Here is a 17,556-nt window from a genome sequence, read left to right as displayed (position 1 = left end):
CATTAACCTCCCCATACTTCTAAATCGCCGAATGTTAATCCGGCTGCTTCAATATTTCCAAACGATTTACCGTAACCTTCCAACATGCCAAAGGAAACATAGGAAAAAGCATATTCCACATCCAAATGTGCGGGAAGGATACTGCGTACAGCTTGTTTAATATCATCAATGTTCGGCGGAATACCGAGCTCACTCATAAAAGTCACCGTTACGGTATAAAGGTTCGTATGCTGAGTTACCGCTACCTCTCCGTTGAGATAAGACTCAGCCACACGCTTGATCAGATCCTCGGTCACAGTTCCCGTACCCCGTATACGAGAGCGAACCACTGATCGACGCTGCTCGATAGGCTGTCCCGCTGGTGGAGTGATCCCAAATTCGGTTTCCCACCGAGTTAAGCCCCATGTGGCTGTCTCAATAAAAGCCTGATCCAGTACGCCGTCAATCTTGGTTGTCAAATCGTCTAGCTCAAGACCTTCTGTTTGTGCAAGCAATCGGCTCTCTCTTACCGTCTGGTAATAAGAAGGCAGCGCCTCCAGCATATCCTGACCCTTCAAAGACGTTAATGTGTAATCACCCATTAGCTTAAGCTCACCTTCCCAAGAACAGCCACAGAGCCAGAAGCTACCGTCACGTTACTGCTCCCGCCATTAACGAGCAATCCGGAATAATCTTTCACACCATCTGTATCTAGCAGCAAGGAACCGACACGTACATACTTAACAGAGGGGTCGATGGCATAGGCTATGCTTTTCAAATAAGCGGTAAGGGAGGCTTTGAAATCATTGATAATCTCTCCAGCAGTTCTCGTACCGTCCATGATTAGAGCTGCCGTTACGTTGATAGAAATGCCAACTGCAGACACAACATTAACCGTTGCCCCGATAGGTGCCTTCCCCTCTCCTGCATTCGTAGGCGCGATATAGGCTTGAACATCATCCACCAATGTTGAGGAAGCCGGCAGTTTATTTGCATCCAGCAATATGACTTTGACCGTACCAGGACCATTCCAGAGCGGAAGAACAGCTGCATCCCCAATTCCGTTAACCTCTAGCGCCCATTTCCGGTAATCTGCTTTATTCCCACTCGTTGAAGGTGTGCGTACAGTCTGCAAATAACGTTCACGTAACTTATCATCGGACTCGATATCCGTACCCGGTACAAGCAATCCGCCCAACTGCGCAGTACCAAGATTGGTAATATAATCGATTGGCAGCAGTGTATTTGTTGTTAAGTTGGCTTCCGACCCAGGCATTTCTGCTGTCAGCTCAAAATGTCCCAACGATAATCGAGAGGAAACCATTAATGTAACGCTCCCAGAAGCAAACCGACTCCCGATAGGGATATCAAATAAACTCCCCACTGTATTCAAGAAGATCCCCTCATGAACAGCCTTTGTCGCTTCTCTTCGTGTAATTCCGTAGTCCATCGTCCGTAGATCCAAATAGCTGCCGGTGGCTGTCTGCCCAGATCCAAGATTTAAATTTATATCCAGCGAAGCATAAGCAATTGACAACTCAAGAGCCGCTGGCGCAAGTGCATCATAGATAATGCTGCCTTCTCGTTTGTCTACTTCTGTAGGTACCCGGTCCAGCATGCGATGTAAAATGAGCTCATAGGTTTGACTCTCATACATTTGTATTCCCACCTCCTGTCGAAACATTAAATTTGCCAAAAGTAGATTCAACCGAAAAAGATAACGTAGCTGTATCGCCCGACTGTGTGTATTCAAAGTCTGATATACCTTCAATCCGATCATCCTGGGTTAATGCATCCGTAATCCATCTCTCAAACTCAATCGTAATGTTATCATTTCGAATCAGCTCACACCCATAATTGCTCGAATAAATGGGGTAAACAAATCGTTCCGTTTGCAATATTTTGTAAACGGACTGCTTCACAGCCTCAAGGCCATCAATTAAACCGACGATTCGCCCGAGAGTTGGATCCAACCGATAAGTCAGACTGGGCTCACTTACGACTTCCTGTAATGCCGCGGATATTCCGCCTATCGGGAGAACCATCACCCCACCACCCGATCCAAAATAACATACTGCTCTCCGCCTTTAATTCGCAGCATAACAATTTTATCCCCAACCTCTAGCCCGCGCCGGATAACCGTTTCCTGACCACCAATGTTCAACTTAAACTCGGATAAATTTTCAGGTACAACTAAAAAATCCTCCGGAAGAATGAACCGCTGATTGACGGCTACCTCCAAAGGATGTATGGCACTTATGATCCCAAAATACACAGCTACAGGACTTGAAGCATCCACGGCTCCAACACTAATTTTCTTCATTAATTCGACTAAGCTCATAGTTTCCCCTCCAGCTCGAGTGACATCGTATGCTCGTCCCCAGTGAATTTATGCTGGCATTCCTTCACAATAAAAATCCCATTCAACTCGATCTCCTTGATCTCAACCTGAATCATAGAACCTGCCCTTACCTGAATATCGCCTAGTACCTCAATTTTCAATGTACTCACTGGACGATTTTTGAGGGCTAATGCTGCATCCAGAATTTCGTTGATTTGGGCTTTATTCAGCTTCTCGTCGGCAGTACGGTTAAGCTGCAGTTTTCCCCACTTTGCAATAGTGCCCGAATCCATAGCAATGTACTTCTTGGTGGCACCTGACTCTTCGTTCTTCTGGGTCATAACCACATAGTTATACGTATCACTGTCAATCGAATAAGATCGACTGAAGTTCGTTACGAGGCTATTATCACCAAGTATCAGATCCAGCTTCATATCCTCCAAAGGAGTAAGCTTAAGCTGACCAAAATCGTCATAAAAGATATAAATCTTTTTTGAAATAGCCGTGGTCTCAGAAAGTGCTTTGAAGACTGTATCCAGCATTTGTTGAGATTCTGCAGACATTTTGGGAATTGGCTTCAAGGTGTCTGCAAAATTCGAACTATCCAGCGTAAGCTGGGTATCACTGATAATCGTTTTAATAATCTCTGTTGCGGTTTTATTAACAAACACATACGATTCACTATTGAGCAGGTAGCGAATTTGATCGTATGCCTTCAGCTTAATTTCCCGACTTGCTTCCTCATTCACTTCAAATATATAGCCATAGAAGATACCCTTGTTTTCTCTTCGAACACGTATCACATTGCCTACCTCATAGATAAAATCAGGATTCCGCTGATAGAGATCATCGACGAAAGTGATTTCCAAGCTTCCTGCTTTTCCGAGCCTGCTCGTTTGCCATGTGGCGCTGGTCACCAGCTCCGTGATATTCCACAGCGTACCATTCTTATTGTCGAGGATAATTTCAAACATAGTTCACTTCCTCTTCGGTAATTTGAGCACTTTACCAATGGGTAGTTTCTTGAGCTGGGCATCGCTGATCTCATTGAGCTTCTGGATTTCTTTCCACCGACCGGAGTCGCCAAGCTGCTTGCGTGCAACAAGAATCAAGCTATCTCCGGACTTAAGTGTGTACGTATTGGGAGGCACCCGCTCATCAAGGCGTGATTTGCCTTTATCCTTAAGTACATCGTTCCCGTTAGTATCTTTACCCTTGTCAATCCTACGAGCAGCATGAAACACAAACTCCTTAAGCGTCATCTGATAGTAGACGTCTCCTTCCGATCCAGCAGACTCCCAGCGATCAAAACTTTCGATACTAACAGGGAGATTAATGGACATCTCAGGACTCGTGTAAATAAATCGGATCGGATACTTGGAATCCTGCCATTTGGTCAGATAATGAATATATTGACTTGGCGTCATCTTTTTAGCCTTTACGAAAGGCAGTTTAAATTTCTGAAAATGTCCTGAATCAACGAAATGTGCTACTGGAAATAACTTGGGGTTTACATCTATTAATTTCGGGTTGCTCTGATCAACCCTAGGAAAAAAGCTTTCAAAGCTGATTTCTGCCAAGTCTCGTGCTTGAATGGCATTAATTTGTCCAAGGCCAACGATGTCATAGACTTTTCCATTGCCTTTTCGCTTGAGCTGCATTTTCTCAGGCATTACTGGAATTCGGATCGCTTCAGCGTTGTTATTCCAAGACAGGTAGATATTATATTCATCTCGCTTCAGCCTCCATAAACTAGGCATTACTCACCGCCTTTCCCGACTCCCGAACCTCACTATCTACCCTTGCAACAATATTCCTGATCAATTCATCTGCATCCACATGCTTCGAAATAGGACCCGTAGTCACTTGTACAGTAGGTGTCAGCGTCACGTAGTTCTGAATCGCTTTAACTTCAGCAAGATCACGTATAATTTTCAAATCCTCACCGGAAATTTCCACGGTATCGTCGATTTTACCAACTGTGTTCACCCGATCAAGGGTTTGATTTCCTTGAGCGAAGGGAGCTGCTGGCTGCGATTTTAAGTTTCGACCCGGATCATTCAAGCTGGCATTATAGGTAGGATCCATTTTGGTTAAAGCGGGCACTTGTTTATTCTGCTTAGCTTGATCCTTTTGGGCAGCTTTCAAAGCTCTATCATCTTTTCGTTTTTGCAAGGTATTCTGAACACTCGCTTCACGATTTGCTGCATTTGCTGCTGCCTTTGACGCTGCATCCTCTTTCTTTGAATTCGCAAAATCAACCGCATCCTGAGCAATGCCTTTAAAACTAAATTTCCCTTCAATTTTATAGTTGCTGTTTGTTAGCATATTAAATACACCCAGTAGCATATTTACTCCATCAATAATGCCGTTAATCATCAAATCATAGATCTTTCCAACACTGTCCCCAAGCCAAACGAAGGCTTGGGCTATCCAACTGACAACCTGCCAAAAGAATACAGGTACTTGATCAAAGAAATTCAAAAGTTCATTCCATGCTCGCATAAAGAATCCAGCAAAAGCATCATTCGTATTCCAAAGATAAATAAACATCGCGATAAGACCAATAACGACAGAAATAATCAACATAAATACATTAGCGTTCATCGCTGCATTCAGTATTCTCCAAGCTTGAGATAATCCCAACGTTGCAAATGTCCCTATAACGGTTTGTATAATAGATATCGCATTCGTGACAATTGCATAACCTTGAGCTGCAGCTACCGCTAGTGATGCAAGCTGCCAACCATAATAAGCGCCTACGATCCCCCAAAGAACAGGTTCAAGATAGGCAAGATCACTTGTCGTTAATAAGTTTGATATTTGTTGAAATATATTAAAAACAGCAGTAGCTTGATCTACCAATTCCTTTAATGGCTTTGAACTATCAATTGCAAGTTGAGCAATTCCACCCCAATCTCCTCCTACACCAGCACCACTTGCACCACTAGCACCTGGTCCCGCTGCTTGCGCCATGGGCACAGTTGGCGTCACAGACGCTGCTGATGCTCCACTTGTAACCGACGCAATGCCGCTCACCGTTCGCAGCAATTGCTCCACTTGCGTATTAATCGCATTAACTGCAGAGAACATCAAAGTAGACAAATTCTCAAAAGTAGGAGAAAGCGTTAAATTGATTTGACCGGGAATCGCCCCTATTTTCGAGATGATTTGTGATCGCAGTGCATTGACTTGATTGACAGCACTTGCCGTGTCAAGCTCAGCACGAATGGTCACTCCAGTGCTTACGCCATCCAAAACCTTTTGAAAAGACGAGATTTGTCCATCTAGAGAGGACGCATTCACTTTAATCGTGAAGCCCTTACTCATCTCTGAACGCAATCGTCCCATTCGTTTAACGGTTCGATCAATGGCACGGTTGACTGCATTCAGCTTTCGGCTGAAATTATCGTACAGCACCATACTTGCTTGTATTGATGGCATGTATCCACCTCCTTCAAGACATGTAAAAAAGCGCCCTGTGAAAGGACGCTTAACTGATAGCTTCTATTTTCCTTTTGATTTCTTTGCTTGTTTCTCGGCTTCAATTCGGACATCAATCATGGCGTAAATGGCCGCTTTTTCATAACGGCCCATTTGCACGAAATCATGTGGCAGAATGCGAAGCTCATGGAGAGCGTAGTAAGCGTAATTCGCCTCACCATCGCCCTCCTTGATTAGTTTTTTACGTCTTCAACAAGCTCCGACATATCACGATCGAAACCGTTCATCTCTTGAATTTTTTGCGTTAATGTCGCGTACTCGCCTGGCAGGAGCATCTTCTTGAGTAGAGCGCATTCTCCCAAAATGCCATAGGATTTCTGCAGCTCTGCATCCTTAAGATTGGGGAAAACAACGGATGTCGCGATCAGCTTTGTAATATATTCATTATAATCCGTCTCCGGGATCCGCTGTCCGCCTTTGTTCTTAATATGCTTCGTTGCGGCTTTACGGCAGTACTCGTTCTCATCCTCATCCATTGTTCGCAGCTTCCATGCCACCGGCTGACCATCAGCACCCTTGAAACGTGTGGAGACTACGAATTCTTCCATTACATCCGTTTGAACATTTTGTGCAAAAAATGCGCTTAATTCACTCATTTATTTTTCCCTCCTAATTATCGTTTAGAGACTGGTTGGAGCATTAAACATATCCTTCTTGACCATCTCAACACCCTCGAAGGTAAAGGCCACCTCTTCTTCGAGTACATCACTCTCAATATCAAGAGAGGCCATAATAACACTGTCTAGGTTAACTCCTGTTAATCGAACGATTTGCTTACCAATGGTTGAGCTTTTATCTTCATTGGTCACCATAATATCAAAGTAAGTATCCTTACCTTCATTAATATACTTCAGCATCATTTCTCTAAAGCGAGACGTGACATAATAGATCGTCATCGTGCCGCTGCCATTCCAACCGCTTGCCTTATGCTGCGTTCCTCGACGGCCGAGGGTCTTCACTTCGGCTTTTGTTTTCTCCACTTTCGCTTCGAGCTTTTTGATATAGAACATTTCTTCGGATAAGCCATTAATGATCGCGTAAGCCGTTCCTTCTTGTCCTGAGATGGTGTCTTTAGCGTGTAGATATGTCATTAGCTGACCCTCACTTTCATGTAGATTTTCTCAATAGAATCAATCGGTTGTGCAAAAACTTCAACATATACGGAATCCGACTGTTCGCCAGCAGATACAATGACATCCGTTTGCGCATCAAAATTCTGAATGGCATTCATATTCTGCATGCTTCGCAGGTAAGAAATAATTTCACCTTGAAGTAAACTGCGTCCGTTTGCATTGTTCGATATCTTACCGATATAGGACTGCTGGAAAATACGTTGAATATCATTTGCTAGTCCATCAAATACTCGAATCACGCGATTTTTCGCAAAAACCCTCGAATACTGCGGTGTAAAGCTAGTCAAGCTGTTGATGTCCTGCTCAATCACCGCTTTACCACTGTTCAGCACGAATAGGAACTCACCAGCTGTAAGGGCCGCTTCGATTTGAGCATTCGTGTAGCGTGTACCTGCATCAATGGCATCATCATAGGCTTGATAAGTAAGAGATTGGTTAGCACCAGCAGCTGCAGTGGCTGCAGCTACCCAAGCACTTGCTTGTGCCGCAGTTAGCACCGTTCCATCAAACAATTTGACCCCATTCTTAATACTAATAACACCTTCGTAGTCTGCTGAAGGGTAATTCTCCATCACAACCTGAACTTTCTTCCCTTCATTCTCCCGTAGACGACGAACAAATGCAGCGTAGATTGCCTTTAAGGAAGCATCTGTGCCCGTGTAAGCCAAAGTATCAAAGTCGATTAACTCAAGCAAAGCTAAATAAGCAGTATAATTGGCATTTGTGATCGTTCCATTCGCACCACCGATCAATGGCACACCAGCCGTGACAGCGAGTGTACCTGTGCCGCTAAATACAACCCATGCATTACTAACAAGTCCTGCGATATTCGCAACCGTCTGGGTTTGTACGATATCACCAGCAAAATAAGTAATAACATCAAACATCGCACTGTTATCGATATTCGTCTGGATGACGATACGAATATCGTTGCCTCGGATTCCTCCATAGACAGCCGTCGCAGTCAAATTCCCACTCGCTGCTGTCGCTTTGACGCCTGTATTAAGTCGATAAAGCTGCAGTGTCTTCGCACGTTTAAGCGCCTCACGAATAAGCAGCATCTCCGGGTCATTCAGATCGTAACCGAGCACTGCTTTAGTATCGTCCCCTGCCTGAATCGTAATGATCGTTCCGCTGACCCCCCATGGGAGAGATAAGGCCAAAGAAGTAATACCTCGTTCTCCAACTGCTCCTAGTGAAGCCGGCTCACTAATAATATCGATATAAACACCTGGACGTACTTTGTTTTGTGCTGTAAAGGTTCCACCTGCCATCGCTTACTTCGCCTCCTTATTTAAAAATGCATGCAGCATTTCCGTAATTTGATCATGGGTATAAAGCTTGTTATTATCCAGCAGAGCTGTCAAAACATCCCGCTGAGCCTCATAACTTTTGGAGCCAACCACCTGTTCCTTCGTGAATAGGTCAGCATTCGTTTCTAATGATAAAGGCGTCTGTTCACCTTTTGTCTTTTTGCTCATTTGATATGTTCCTCCTGTACAATGTTTTCCATAATAACAACGGGCTCTCTCGGGAGCAGCAGGTGCACGTCAAAGTTAATGAAGAAATGCAGCACCTTATCAACAATCTCGGCATGAAGATCGCGCCCCTGATACGTGTTCCCCTCAAAACTGATGTTAGATAGATGCTCGTAACACCATTCGTTCATGATCCGACACTCAGATCTCGGATTTAATAGCCCTGGGAAGAAATGAACATTAAAGGTCGATGAACGAATCACACGTCGATTACCAGCCTTTTTCTGTCCATTGCTAGTCTCAACAACCATAAAGTACGGTACCTGAGACCCCTCTGTCACTTGTTCGTCGAAAACCGGATAATCCGGAAACGAAAGTGACAGCTTATTCACGATTGCACTGCGTATCTCTTCCATTTTGTCACCTCATGTACTGGTCAAGAAATTGCTGCAGCCTGCGATTCATTATTGCTGGCAGCTCTCTCCTGATATCTACTGTGCTTGCCAATGCTCATCACCACCCTATACTTCCATGTGGTTAGTGTTTACTGCCCTACATGCAGTTTCATGCTCGCACACTCTCCCTTCCTCTTCATGGCAATAACTGCGCCTAAGTTAGCCGTCATGCTCCGTCAAAAGAGTTAATAAGGGCCCCGGCAGTCTCAGCCGCGGCCCGCAAAAAAAAGCACTCTCTTAAGTTGAGAGTGCTCGAACGATGTTTTATTAAAACTCTTTAGCTCTTATGCAAACGTTGAAAATCCCCAAAGCACATACAAAAAGCCGCCCAACAATGGACGGCTTTACTAAGCGTTTTCGGCTCTTATTTATTATTGCTATACTAACATAATAGCACATAAAAACAGGGATTTGTTAACCTTTTTGCTATCAATTTATTACCGTCTTTTTATCATTTATTTATCACTTATCGATCCCAAGTCCTCTAGTGAGCAGGCAGTATTCAGCTAACGCAGCACGCCGATGACGATAATAGGTTGTTAATGTATACCCGAACTCTTGAATAATATCTGCTGGCTTCGCTCCCTCCCCATATTCTTTCTGAAGCATTCTACCATAGCCCGATTTATACCCGTCCAGCACCTCAAATGCATATTCATAATATTCCCTTTTTCGCTCTAAATCCTGCAGCTCACTGATCCGTTCAATAACAGCATTGAAGTTATCTTTATCTCCTGTTCTAGCTTCTACAACCTTCTCAACCTTCTGTCTTAATTCACGTAACAGCTTCTCATCTTCTTGATCATCGGCATGGTGAGGAATAGCTGCCAGTTGAGCTTTGACTCCGGCCGGGTATTGCGTCAAATAGGCATGAGCCGTAGTCTCCAAACGCTGTTCTCGCTTACTCAGATACATATAGGAAGGCATTCCTTTAAGTTTGCGGTGAAGCTCTTGGAGGTGATCGTCTTGATTTAATCGACTCACAGTTATCCCATTGCCAATGGAATAATTCTCGAGAAGCTTTATTCGCGCAATGATCCGTTTGTAGCTGGTTAGCTGATGAATGACATCTTGTTCGTTCATCTCTTGGCCCTCTTTCGTTTCTACACGTGCTTCATGTTTAGCAGGATTCATATAATTTTCACCTTTCTATTGTGGGATTAGCTCTACGGACTCGCAAGATCATGTGTAACTGTGTATCTGTTACATGTGCGGTTCAGAATAATGACCTCTAATGGGATTAATTAGCTGCTTGTGTGTAGACTCTATGTAAAGTAGTTCTTTTTCTTTATTTATAATAGAAACAGTTACACAGGACACGGATGAGTTGAACAGCCTACCATACTGGCCTTCAAGGTGTAACCGTAACTGTAATCGTTTATCGCATTCACAGTTACACCCTCTCAAAAGTTTTCTGCTGCCCATATATTTTAAATCGTGTCTTATCCGGGTTACGTTCTCTCCAGCTAGGGATTCTTCGGATAATATCACAAATCGATTTGGCTTCCCAAGGCTTTAACAGTTTAAGTGGTGAACCCAAACACTCTACCCATATCTCCGCAGCACAGACTCGGCTTCTTTTGATTACACCCGTTGGTGTTTTCAAATACTCCCGCCGCTCATATTCGTCCATCTCATCCCATTTCTCTGGAAGATCCGTCTCCAGGTACTCCATGATCAAGCCCTCTCTAGGATCGCTGTCCATATGCCTCTCCTGCACCTTTTGAGCATCTGCATATACACCTGCATCTAGCTCTAACGGTTCTCCGCTCAAATAAAGCTGCAATGCCTCGGCCCATAACTTGCTAACTCCTTCATCTGTGAGTTCATTAAAATGATTCTTACAGCGTTTATTCGGATCAACGACGACAGGCCAGAACCTTCGATTACCCGTTGTATCTTGAAGGAAGCTGCTATTATTGGTAGTCCCAAAGAACACACACTTACGCGGGAAGTCTGTTACCATACGATCATAGGCTACACGGTAACGATCACTCTGCTTAGACAGAAACTGTTTGATCTCCTCTACCTCGGCTTTCTTCATCGCAGCTAACTCCCCAACCTCAATAATCCATGCCCCTTGTAGATGTTCTCCCGCCTCCTTACTATCAAATGTCTTGAGAGAATCTGAGAACCATTGCCTTCCCATCTTGGCGAGCAAGCTGCTCTTACCTGCACCCTGCGGCCCAACGAGGACAAGCATATTGTCAAATTTACAACCCGGCTCATAGATACGCTTTATTGCAGCGACGAACATCTTTCGTGTTACCGCTCTAACGTATGGCGTATCTTCTGCACCTAAGTATTCTATAAAAATCATCTCCAATCGTGCACAGCCATCCCATCGCTGTTCCTCCAGATAAGCTTTAACTGGATGAAAGCTGTTATGATGGATGACTTCAGTAAGTGCATTTTTAATCGTTTCCGAAGACTTAATATTATAGGTCTTGGCAAAATAATGCTGCAAACGACGATCATCCGCTCCTAGCCATGGTTCATATTCCAACTGAGCCCGCTCACGCTGCCGCCATGGCAGTGATCCACGAATAACCTCTGAATTCTTGAATGCATCGTAAGCAAGCACACCGTCAAACGCACCATTTGTTAAAATCAGCTCTATATTAGAGGCATTGGGTAGAACGATATTGAGATCTTTCTTGTTTCGCAGCAGCTTGTCCATCCAATCAAAATCCTTATTCATGATGTCATCGCTGATTTCTCCCTCAGCCATTTCCCGCATTACCGCTGGATCTCGCCTTCCAAAATCAATCATGGCCAAGTAAGACGGCAGCTCTGTCATATTCATGCTGTCTGGAATGTTGTCATCGAGATCTTTAAACTTGTGCAGTCGCACGAGATCAAATGCATTCACCCCGATCCCACTTATTGGGTCAGACTCATGATGGCTATAAGCGAATGTATCATTGTCGTATACGACAAGCCCGTCAAAAGAAGAAGAACCCGTAAATGTGTATCTATCCTTGTAGGTCGTCGGCTCATACTCGTCAAATAGAAAGGTTGCGATTGCTTCGCTTATGCTGTACTGCCGGCAAAAAGCGCCGATTACACCGTGCTTTGCTCTTGGATCGGCCATCTTCGAGCCGTTAACGCCGTACTCTTCCACTGGATCAGTCATCTTCGAGCCGTTAACGCCGTACTTTGCACTCAGCCCGTTGATTTTCTCAGCAGTAAACCATTGCACCTTTTCTCCTGAATGCTGTGCCCATTGCGATCGATCTCTCCAATCCTCATATTCTCCTAAGACAGTCTCAATATTGACCGGATCACCCTCTACCTCTATGAATTGTGGCTTAGCGTCAGCTGAACAACTTGGCAGGTACATCAGCCGATGAATATCAAACGTAGTCTTGTCGATATAATCCATACCAATATTAGCAGCAAGCTTCCTGGAAGCAGCTGCGTATTCGTCCGGTGACATCTCCCGATTGGAAGGCGCTACAATTCGATATTTCGGCTTGTCATTTCGATGACTATGAGTGGTATAGATGATATGTGCGTTTCCCCCGAGAACCAGATCCACCATAAACAAGAAATTTTCGTCTGCATGGTCGGCATCTAATGTAATTAGGCTGCGAGAGTCGACATTCTCTTTCTTCCGGCGACCGTCCTGGACAAGACCGCCAACAAAAGCGGGGCCGTCCTTGACTTTACCTTTATCAGCGACCGAAAGCTCGTCGTATTCGGCCATCGTCTCTGCAGTACGCCGCACGACCCGCAGTCGATCGACCAATTCACTCCAGCTGAGATATTCATTTTTCCAGTTCGTTTCACTGCGGTTTTGACCAAAGGAAATGGCTAGATCGATCTCATGCATGCGGCCCACTCCTCCTTTCGTGGTGCACTTCAACTTGCAGCAAATGTTCATCGAATGGTTGTTCAAACATCAGTTTTGAGTACCAACATTCAGACTGCATTCATCCCCGTGGACAGCCACCCAAGTTCTCAAGCGCAGCTAGGAAACCAGCTCTTTGATCTTCTGGAATCGCGCTAACAGTAAAACCATTCATTAGTGACTTAACCTCAGCTTGATGACCAGCCTTAACAATCTCAGTAGCTTTCGCCCGAAGTTCCTCAACCGTTGGAATCCGATCATCCTTAAAAGCAGCTTCTCCAGATGAAGGAGCAAAATTAGGAGCCAAACTACCTGTGAAATAAGAAGCAAGGATGATTAGCTCTTTGGCTGCTTCTGCAGCGTTTTCTCCGTTAATTTGAATTTGAACAGACATTGATGAAACCTCCTATTTAAATGTGAGATGAAACTGAACGAATAAATGAACGAATAAATGAACGAGTATGCTGCCCCAACTGACTTGAGTGGAAGTGCGAGCAATTTTAATTAGATACTGGATATATTGTGGTGAATAACCTTTATGTCTGGCCACTTCTGAAGGGATCATTACTCTGTTAGCCAAAGCTCCTTGGACCATTTTTGAGAAGCTCATTGAACTGTCACCTCCTGTTAAAATATTAATCTATTAGTTTAACTATAACAAATGTCATATTTAATCAATTTGATTAAAATAGAAGCATTAACAAGCATTAATCTAATAGTTTAACCGAAATGCGCTTTATAGCTTAAAATCGCTCTTGAATGGCGTGAATTGATTATTGTTTTTTAAGCCATTAGATGATATATTATCATCAACATTAATCGTTAGGAGTTGTTCAAATTGGATTCGCAAGCCTATCGTATTAGAGGTACAAGAAAAATGAGGAAGATGAGCGGAGTGGAAGTTGCTACAAAACTAGGGATCTCTCCACAGTACTATTACGATATCGAGCGAGGAAAGAAAAATCTAAGTGCCGATAAAGCATTGCAGCTTGCAAAGATATTTGATGTAACATTAGAGATCCTACTTGGTCTGCCCCATCATTCAGATCACTTACTTTTAAATAATGACCACGATACTGATGGAAATACAGATGAAAGTATTTTGGATGATATGGATAACAATTTACAAAACGCTTTATCCAAAAAAGAAGAACGGGATATCGCACTTGATTTGGAGCGTATTATGTCTGATCTCGACTCAAACGAAGCGCTCGCCTTTCATGGTGAGCCAATCAATGAAGAAACAAAAGAAGCCCTCCGTATTTCTCTAGAGAGCTCCATGAAACTAGCAAAGCAGTTTGCAAAACAAAAGTACACGCCAAACAAATATAAAAAATAAACATCGTGGGGGTATCGGATGCGTATTAAACAGACGGTCAGAAAGCTTGTTCGTAAATACGGTACAAGTGATCCCTTTGACCTTGCATCCAGACTAAACATCATTGTTATTAACGAATACCTAGCGGATATCTATGGCTATTACAATTCATATAAACGTAGTCGTTTCATCCATGTAAATGACGGACTCGACGATGCAAAACAGCGATTCACATGCGCGCATGAGCTTGGACACGCCATGCTGCATCCAAAAGTAAATACACCTTTCCTTCGACAGCATACGCTTGTAAGTGTTGATCGCATCGAGCGCGAGGCTAATCAATTTGCAGCCGAATTGCTGATACCTGATGAATTATTACTCGAGCACACACTCGATTCAGCATCAGCGATTTGCGGCGTTCCGCTAGAAGTTGCCCACCTTAAAACCCCTCCTGCAAGAAAAGGTTTTTGGTGGGACGAGCAATCATTCATATCCTTCTAAACTTGCGCTTTCACCGCAGCGTGAAGGCTTTCCATGCGATTATTTAGAACATACGTTCTCGATCAGTAAGAGACATCCTCATCCCACTCAAAAAAGAATCCCATGACGCTCAAGCGTCATGGGATTCCTCGTTTAGAACAACGTCAAGTACTGATCACGTTCCCATTGGTGAACTTGTGTACGGTTTAAGTTTGTGGCTTTCAAACGCTTTTTTTTCTTCATTATATATGCCTAAAATGCTGACTTTTCATTATCGCCTTTTCATATCATTTCATTTCTTTTTAAAAGTTTGTGGGCGTTTTGTGGGCGCTTTTGTGGGCAAAAGAAAAAGCTCTAACCTGTTCAGGGTTAGAGTTCACCATTTATAGAAAAATTAGAATTCCATAGGTGGCGCAAGTACTAATTGTTCAGGTTGCAGTATCCTAAATGTTCTGGACTGCTCAGGATCCCACTCAATAATGTCCATCTCTTTAAGCCTAGTCAGGTGAACATAGACAGGACCTACGTTAATTCTTAGCATTTTACCTATCTCACGCACTGTCGGTGCTTGGCCATGTTTGGACATGAATTTCTGGATCGCTATTCCCACTTCTTTATTTTTCTCTGTCAACTTCATTGCTCATCCGCCTTTACGCATATTGTTTAATCGGTAATACCGCTAATATATTCTCAATAGAAAATAACCGCAGCGCCTTTGCTTCCTGGCAAAACGCTTTAACGCGCCCACCTGTAACTTGTCTTACTGCTATACGACGCTGTGTCAGTTTCCCTTTACGATGAGGTATGGATACACAAGCATTGGGGATGTATTGAATACTTCATGGAATAATATCGATAGAATTAGGCTAATAGGTAAGCATAGCCAAACCCTTCTTTTTAAACTGCTAAAAAAGGGATCTGAGAATCCTGAAATCATTAAAGCGTATTCCAAACCCAAGCCAACAAATGAACAACTACCGGAAGCGAAAATGAAGAAATTAACTTATGTGAATAGCGTGATTGAGGAATATAGAAAAGACGAGGAATTAATAGTTATAAAAAAGAGAGAAGAAAAATTGAAAACTATTGAAGACCGACTTCGTCAAATGGGTATGATCAATTAAGATAGATTCAAGGGAATCTAAATTTGAGAGGAAATTTAAAACTATGAAATTCGGGTTTCGCACTCCAAGTCTCAGAAAACGAATTGCTGCTCGAACCAGTGTTAAGCGCCAACTCGTTCACCGGCTAGGACTCAAGATGCCTCGCGGATATGGTTTCCTAAGAAACCCCAAGAAGGCAGCCTATAACAAGGTTTACAACCGGACTTCGTTTGACATATTCAAAGTTATTGGGAAGTTGTTCAAATAAAATAAGACCCCACTGATATTCCCAAGCGCTTGGGAATTTGTCAGTGGGGTCTTATTTTCGAAAGTGAAACGTGAAGCGTGTGCGAAATAAGCTAATTCAACCGCGGTCGCGTCTTTAAATGTGAAGGTTAATAATAAAAAAACCTTCATAAGAATATATGAAGGTTTCTAACTGGCTACATCATTATCAAATAATTTTTTAATTGCCTTTGGAATTTTAGTTTTATTTGCACGAGCAACATAACCGACCAGTCTCCAAGAATAGATTGAAAAAATCCAGACGGCAGCAAAATAGTGAAGGTTATTAGAAATGAATCCGTAGAAATTCCCGTCTGTAAATTCCTTCAAGTATTCTCCGCCTTTAGTAAAAGCAAGAAGTGCCAGAAAGTTCGTTGTAAAGGATATAAATTTCGCTTGAATTTTTTGGTCACTCTCAGTACCTGGTTTCGAATTCCCCGGAATAAGCCCTAGTATTAAATCTAATACTGCAATCACCAGCAATCCTGTTATTAGGGATACAAAGGGAACTCCTAACCAAGTTAAAACAGCAGTACCAATTGCACTTAATGTCAACTTAAGTGGTTGGTTTTTTAATGATGTTGCTAGCTCTTCTGCGTATAGTTGAAAATATGTTGGAGCTCTATCCGACATAAGAAAGCCACCTTTTGACTTTAGATTATTCAATTCGGGTTTCTTAAGACTAACATATGCGGACTGAATATGGATAGATACCTGTTCAGAAAGATTTAAAGTGCTCGTAGGATCCTTAACCATTTTTTCAATTGATGAATATGTAAAAGAAGAATTTTCAAAGAAAGTATGAGGTTCACTTGATCTTAATTGAGATGTGTTATTCTGTACAGCACCGGTAGACAAAACTCGTCTCCGTAAATCTCCATTCACACTATTCCTATTTCCAATTGAATAAAATCTTCCCTCAGATGGATTAGTACCGGTTGGTACAATAAACGATGAAACTCCATTCTGATTTACCGGCTTAGCTTGAACACCAGTTCCTGCGGAAAACAAGGAGCTCATCAACGCACCGACTACGAACAAAGATTTTATTACTGTGGATGTTGAGGTCATCTCTCTTTCTAACTGTGAATCTACAGATTCACAAAAAACGTCCTCTGTTTCAAATGTTGAAAACACAATTTTTATAGAATTCTCACCAACAAATTCTATTGTGTGCCTCATATTACTTCAATTCCGTATACAGGAATTGGGAATCTACCTAGACTATCTCCGTTAAACATGATTTCGGATTCATAGTCTCCTTCCTTTCTAAAGATGATATTACGGAAATCCATGTTAATTTGTATACCTCTGGCATACTCAGGAAGACGTTCTTGGTCCGATGAGATTTGAACATTAACTAAAATTTCGCCTGAATCAATTAGAGGTTGATTCTCACCCGGAGCAAAAAATAAATATTGTATTTTGTGATCCTGATTAAAAGTAACTCCGCTGATTGAAAAAGTAACCGCAAATGAGAAGTTACCAGGAATGAAAGCAGGTTTAAAATTCATCATTGGCCCGATTATAATAGGTTTTTGACCCGTGGGTGTAATCTCAGTTTGAACACTTTCACTATAAATAAAATTAAACATTCTCGGCAACTTAACTTCCTCCTTGTCATAAA

23 protein-coding genes are annotated in these 17,556 nt (G+C 42.8%); 4 read left to right on the top strand and 19 right to left on the bottom strand.

From position 1 onward, the window contains the following. Positions 1 to 2: 2 nt before the first annotated feature. The 16 genes from EKN16_RS05905 to EKN16_RS05830 form a co-directional block, all read right to left on the bottom strand. Positions 3 to 581 carry a putative phage tail protein gene (locus tag EKN16_RS05905; RefSeq protein ID WP_125654527.1) on the bottom strand — a complete coding sequence of 193 codons (579 nt, stop codon included), beginning with the start codon at positions 579 to 581 and terminating at the stop codon, positions 3 to 5. Next, positions 581 to 1,636: a baseplate J/gp47 family protein gene (locus tag EKN16_RS05900; RefSeq protein ID WP_125654525.1), complete on the bottom strand. Its 1,056-nt coding sequence runs from the start codon at positions 1,634 to 1,636 to the stop codon at positions 581 to 583. The genes EKN16_RS05905 and EKN16_RS05900 overlap by 1 nt, the downstream gene beginning before the upstream one ends. Further along, entirely contained in the window at positions 1,629 to 2,024 is a 396-nt protein-coding gene (locus EKN16_RS05895) for a DUF2634 domain-containing protein (protein WP_125654523.1), read from the bottom strand. The genes EKN16_RS05900 and EKN16_RS05895 overlap by 8 nt, the downstream gene beginning before the upstream one ends. Then, positions 2,024 to 2,320: a DUF2577 domain-containing protein gene (locus EKN16_RS05890; protein WP_125654521.1), complete on the bottom strand. Its 297-nt coding sequence runs from the start codon at positions 2,318 to 2,320 to the stop codon at positions 2,024 to 2,026. The genes EKN16_RS05895 and EKN16_RS05890 overlap by 1 nt, the downstream gene beginning before the upstream one ends. Then, the gene (locus EKN16_RS05885) at positions 2,317 to 3,294 is read right to left on the bottom strand and encodes an XkdQ/YqbQ family protein (RefSeq protein ID WP_125654519.1); all 978 of its coding nucleotides are present in this window, start codon (positions 3,292 to 3,294) and stop codon (positions 2,317 to 2,319) included. The genes EKN16_RS05890 and EKN16_RS05885 overlap by 4 nt, the downstream gene beginning before the upstream one ends. Before the next feature lie 3 nt (positions 3,295 to 3,297). Continuing rightward, the gene (locus EKN16_RS05880) at positions 3,298 to 4,080 is read right to left on the bottom strand and encodes a LysM peptidoglycan-binding domain-containing protein (protein ID WP_125654517.1); all 783 of its coding nucleotides are present in this window, start codon (positions 4,078 to 4,080) and stop codon (positions 3,298 to 3,300) included. Continuing rightward, complete coding sequence (locus tag EKN16_RS05875; RefSeq protein WP_125654515.1) at positions 4,073 to 5,764, bottom strand: phage tail tape measure protein; 1,692 nt, start codon at positions 5,762 to 5,764, stop codon at positions 4,073 to 4,075. Before EKN16_RS05875 ends, EKN16_RS05880 begins: the two co-directional genes overlap by 8 nt. Before the next feature lie 233 nt (positions 5,765 to 5,997). Beyond that, the gene (locus tag EKN16_RS05870; RefSeq protein WP_125654513.1) at positions 5,998 to 6,420 is read right to left on the bottom strand and encodes a phage tail assembly chaperone; all 423 of its coding nucleotides are present in this window, start codon (positions 6,418 to 6,420) and stop codon (positions 5,998 to 6,000) included. A gap of 24 nt (positions 6,421 to 6,444) precedes the next feature. Then, positions 6,445 to 6,915, bottom strand: coding sequence for a phage tail tube protein (locus EKN16_RS05865; RefSeq protein WP_125654511.1), 471 nt, complete (start codon positions 6,913 to 6,915; stop codon positions 6,445 to 6,447). Continuing rightward, positions 6,915 to 8,231, bottom strand: a complete 1,317-nt coding sequence (locus EKN16_RS05860) for a phage tail sheath family protein (protein WP_125654509.1) — start codon at positions 8,229 to 8,231, stop codon at positions 6,915 to 6,917. Before EKN16_RS05860 ends, EKN16_RS05865 begins: the two co-directional genes overlap by 1 nt. 3 nt (positions 8,232 to 8,234) lie before the next feature. After that, complete coding sequence (locus EKN16_RS05855) at positions 8,235 to 8,438, bottom strand: hypothetical protein (protein WP_125654507.1); 204 nt, start codon at positions 8,436 to 8,438, stop codon at positions 8,235 to 8,237. Further along, entirely contained in the window at positions 8,435 to 8,851 is a 417-nt protein-coding gene (locus tag EKN16_RS05850; protein ID WP_125654505.1) for a phage tail terminator family protein, read from the bottom strand. Before EKN16_RS05850 ends, EKN16_RS05855 begins: the two co-directional genes overlap by 4 nt. Before the next feature lie 501 nt (positions 8,852 to 9,352). After that, positions 9,353 to 10,024, bottom strand: coding sequence for an RNA polymerase subunit sigma-24 (locus EKN16_RS05845; RefSeq protein ID WP_125654503.1), 672 nt, complete (start codon positions 10,022 to 10,024; stop codon positions 9,353 to 9,355). Between the two features lie 259 nt (positions 10,025 to 10,283). Beyond that, positions 10,284 to 12,725 (bottom strand): virulence-associated E family protein, encoded by a 2,442-nt coding sequence (locus tag EKN16_RS05840; protein WP_125654501.1) that lies wholly within the window; start codon positions 12,723 to 12,725, stop codon positions 10,284 to 10,286. 100 nt (positions 12,726 to 12,825) lie between these two features. Next, a complete protein-coding gene (locus EKN16_RS05835; protein ID WP_125654499.1) occupies positions 12,826 to 13,137 on the bottom strand; it encodes a hypothetical protein in 312 nt (103 codons plus the stop codon). 12 nt (positions 13,138 to 13,149) lie between these two features. Beyond that, positions 13,150 to 13,353, bottom strand: a complete 204-nt coding sequence (locus EKN16_RS05830) for a hypothetical protein (RefSeq protein ID WP_125654497.1) — start codon at positions 13,351 to 13,353, stop codon at positions 13,150 to 13,152. Between the two features lie 228 nt (positions 13,354 to 13,581). Between EKN16_RS05830 and EKN16_RS05825 the strand changes: the two genes are divergently transcribed. After that, a complete protein-coding gene (locus EKN16_RS05825; protein ID WP_232016244.1) occupies positions 13,582 to 14,082 on the top strand; it encodes a helix-turn-helix domain-containing protein in 501 nt (166 codons plus the stop codon). An 18-nt stretch (positions 14,083 to 14,100) separates the two neighbouring features. Next, the gene (locus tag EKN16_RS05820; protein WP_125654495.1) at positions 14,101 to 14,562 is read left to right on the top strand and encodes an ImmA/IrrE family metallo-endopeptidase; all 462 of its coding nucleotides are present in this window, start codon (positions 14,101 to 14,103) and stop codon (positions 14,560 to 14,562) included. A 373-nt stretch (positions 14,563 to 14,935) separates the two neighbouring features. Here EKN16_RS05820 and EKN16_RS05815 read toward each other — a convergent pair whose 3' ends face one another. Further along, positions 14,936 to 15,178 (bottom strand): LexA family protein, encoded by a 243-nt coding sequence (locus tag EKN16_RS05815; RefSeq protein ID WP_125654493.1) that lies wholly within the window; start codon positions 15,176 to 15,178, stop codon positions 14,936 to 14,938. Positions 15,179 to 15,371: 193 nt separating this feature from the next. Here EKN16_RS05815 and EKN16_RS05805 point away from each other — a divergent pair, with 193 nt between their 5' ends. Beyond that, positions 15,372 to 15,665, top strand: a complete 294-nt coding sequence (locus tag EKN16_RS05805) for a hypothetical protein (protein WP_125654491.1) — start codon at positions 15,372 to 15,374, stop codon at positions 15,663 to 15,665. 43 nt (positions 15,666 to 15,708) lie between these two features. Beyond that, positions 15,709 to 15,912, top strand: coding sequence for a hypothetical protein (locus EKN16_RS32865; RefSeq protein ID WP_125654489.1), 204 nt, complete (start codon positions 15,709 to 15,711; stop codon positions 15,910 to 15,912). A gap of 167 nt (positions 15,913 to 16,079) precedes the next feature. On the opposite strand, the gene EKN16_RS05795 is transcribed toward EKN16_RS32865, so the two are convergent. Further along, positions 16,080 to 17,111 carry a hypothetical protein gene (locus EKN16_RS05795; RefSeq protein WP_125654486.1) on the bottom strand — a complete coding sequence of 344 codons (1,032 nt, stop codon included), beginning with the start codon at positions 17,109 to 17,111 and terminating at the stop codon, positions 16,080 to 16,082. Further along, complete coding sequence (locus EKN16_RS05790; RefSeq protein WP_375782072.1) at positions 17,108 to 17,524, bottom strand: DUF6941 family protein; 417 nt, start codon at positions 17,522 to 17,524, stop codon at positions 17,108 to 17,110. Before EKN16_RS05790 ends, EKN16_RS05795 begins: the two co-directional genes overlap by 4 nt. Between the last annotated feature and the right edge of the window lie 32 nt (positions 17,525 to 17,556).

Origin of the sequence: Paenibacillus baekrokdamisoli, assembly GCF_003945345.1 — a bacterium.
GTDB lineage: Bacteria > Bacillota > Bacilli > Paenibacillales > Paenibacillaceae > Paenibacillus_Z > Paenibacillus_Z baekrokdamisoli.
The sequence above is the reverse complement of the archived record's forward strand: the minus strand, read 5'-3'. Positions and strand labels throughout refer to the sequence as shown.

What these genes read in the sequence shown, in the direction of transcription:
- EKN16_RS05845 (WP_125654503.1), bottom strand. Translation starts at nt 10,024, where the DNA reads ATGAATCCTGCTAAACATGAAGCACGTGTAGAAACGAAAGAGGGCCAA.
- EKN16_RS05880 (WP_125654517.1), bottom strand. Translation starts at nt 4,080, where the DNA reads ATGCCTAGTTTATGGAGGCTGAAGCGAGATGAATATAATATCTACCTG.
- EKN16_RS05895 (WP_125654523.1), bottom strand. Translation starts at nt 2,024, where the DNA reads ATGGTTCTCCCGATAGGCGGAATATCCGCGGCATTACAGGAAGTCGTA.
- EKN16_RS05830 (WP_125654497.1), bottom strand. Translation starts at nt 13,353, where the DNA reads ATGAGCTTCTCAAAAATGGTCCAAGGAGCTTTGGCTAACAGAGTAATG.
- EKN16_RS05820 (WP_125654495.1), top strand. Translation starts at nt 14,101, where the DNA reads ATGCGTATTAAACAGACGGTCAGAAAGCTTGTTCGTAAATACGGTACA.
- EKN16_RS05890 (WP_125654521.1), bottom strand. Translation starts at nt 2,320, where the DNA reads ATGAGCTTAGTCGAATTAATGAAGAAAATTAGTGTTGGAGCCGTGGAT.
- EKN16_RS05885 (WP_125654519.1), bottom strand. Translation starts at nt 3,294, where the DNA reads ATGTTTGAAATTATCCTCGACAATAAGAATGGTACGCTGTGGAATATC.
- EKN16_RS05905 (WP_125654527.1), bottom strand. Translation starts at nt 581, where the DNA reads ATGGGTGATTACACATTAACGTCTTTGAAGGGTCAGGATATGCTGGAG.
- EKN16_RS05900 (WP_125654525.1), bottom strand. Translation starts at nt 1,636, where the DNA reads ATGTATGAGAGTCAAACCTATGAGCTCATTTTACATCGCATGCTGGAC.
- EKN16_RS05840 (WP_125654501.1), bottom strand. Translation starts at nt 12,725, where the DNA reads ATGCATGAGATCGATCTAGCCATTTCCTTTGGTCAAAACCGCAGTGAA.
- EKN16_RS05790 (WP_375782072.1), bottom strand. Translation starts at nt 17,524, where the DNA reads ATGTTTAATTTTATTTATAGTGAAAGTGTTCAAACTGAGATTACACCC.
- EKN16_RS05870 (WP_125654513.1), bottom strand. Translation starts at nt 6,420, where the DNA reads ATGAGTGAATTAAGCGCATTTTTTGCACAAAATGTTCAAACGGATGTA.
- EKN16_RS05865 (WP_125654511.1), bottom strand. Translation starts at nt 6,915, where the DNA reads ATGACATATCTACACGCTAAAGACACCATCTCAGGACAAGAAGGAACG.
- EKN16_RS05835 (WP_125654499.1), bottom strand. Translation starts at nt 13,137, where the DNA reads ATGTCTGTTCAAATTCAAATTAACGGAGAAAACGCTGCAGAAGCAGCC.
- EKN16_RS05875 (WP_125654515.1), bottom strand. Translation starts at nt 5,764, where the DNA reads ATGCCATCAATACAAGCAAGTATGGTGCTGTACGATAATTTCAGCCGA.
- EKN16_RS05795 (WP_125654486.1), bottom strand. Translation starts at nt 17,111, where the DNA reads ATGAGGCACACAATAGAATTTGTTGGTGAGAATTCTATAAAAATTGTG.
- EKN16_RS05850 (WP_125654505.1), bottom strand. Translation starts at nt 8,851, where the DNA reads ATGGAAGAGATACGCAGTGCAATCGTGAATAAGCTGTCACTTTCGTTT.
- EKN16_RS05815 (WP_125654493.1), bottom strand. Translation starts at nt 15,178, where the DNA reads ATGAAGTTGACAGAGAAAAATAAAGAAGTGGGAATAGCGATCCAGAAA.
- EKN16_RS05860 (WP_125654509.1), bottom strand. Translation starts at nt 8,231, where the DNA reads ATGGCAGGTGGAACCTTTACAGCACAAAACAAAGTACGTCCAGGTGTT.
- EKN16_RS32865 (WP_125654489.1), top strand. Translation starts at nt 15,709, where the DNA reads ATGAAATTCGGGTTTCGCACTCCAAGTCTCAGAAAACGAATTGCTGCT.
- EKN16_RS05855 (WP_125654507.1), bottom strand. Translation starts at nt 8,438, where the DNA reads ATGAGCAAAAAGACAAAAGGTGAACAGACGCCTTTATCATTAGAAACG.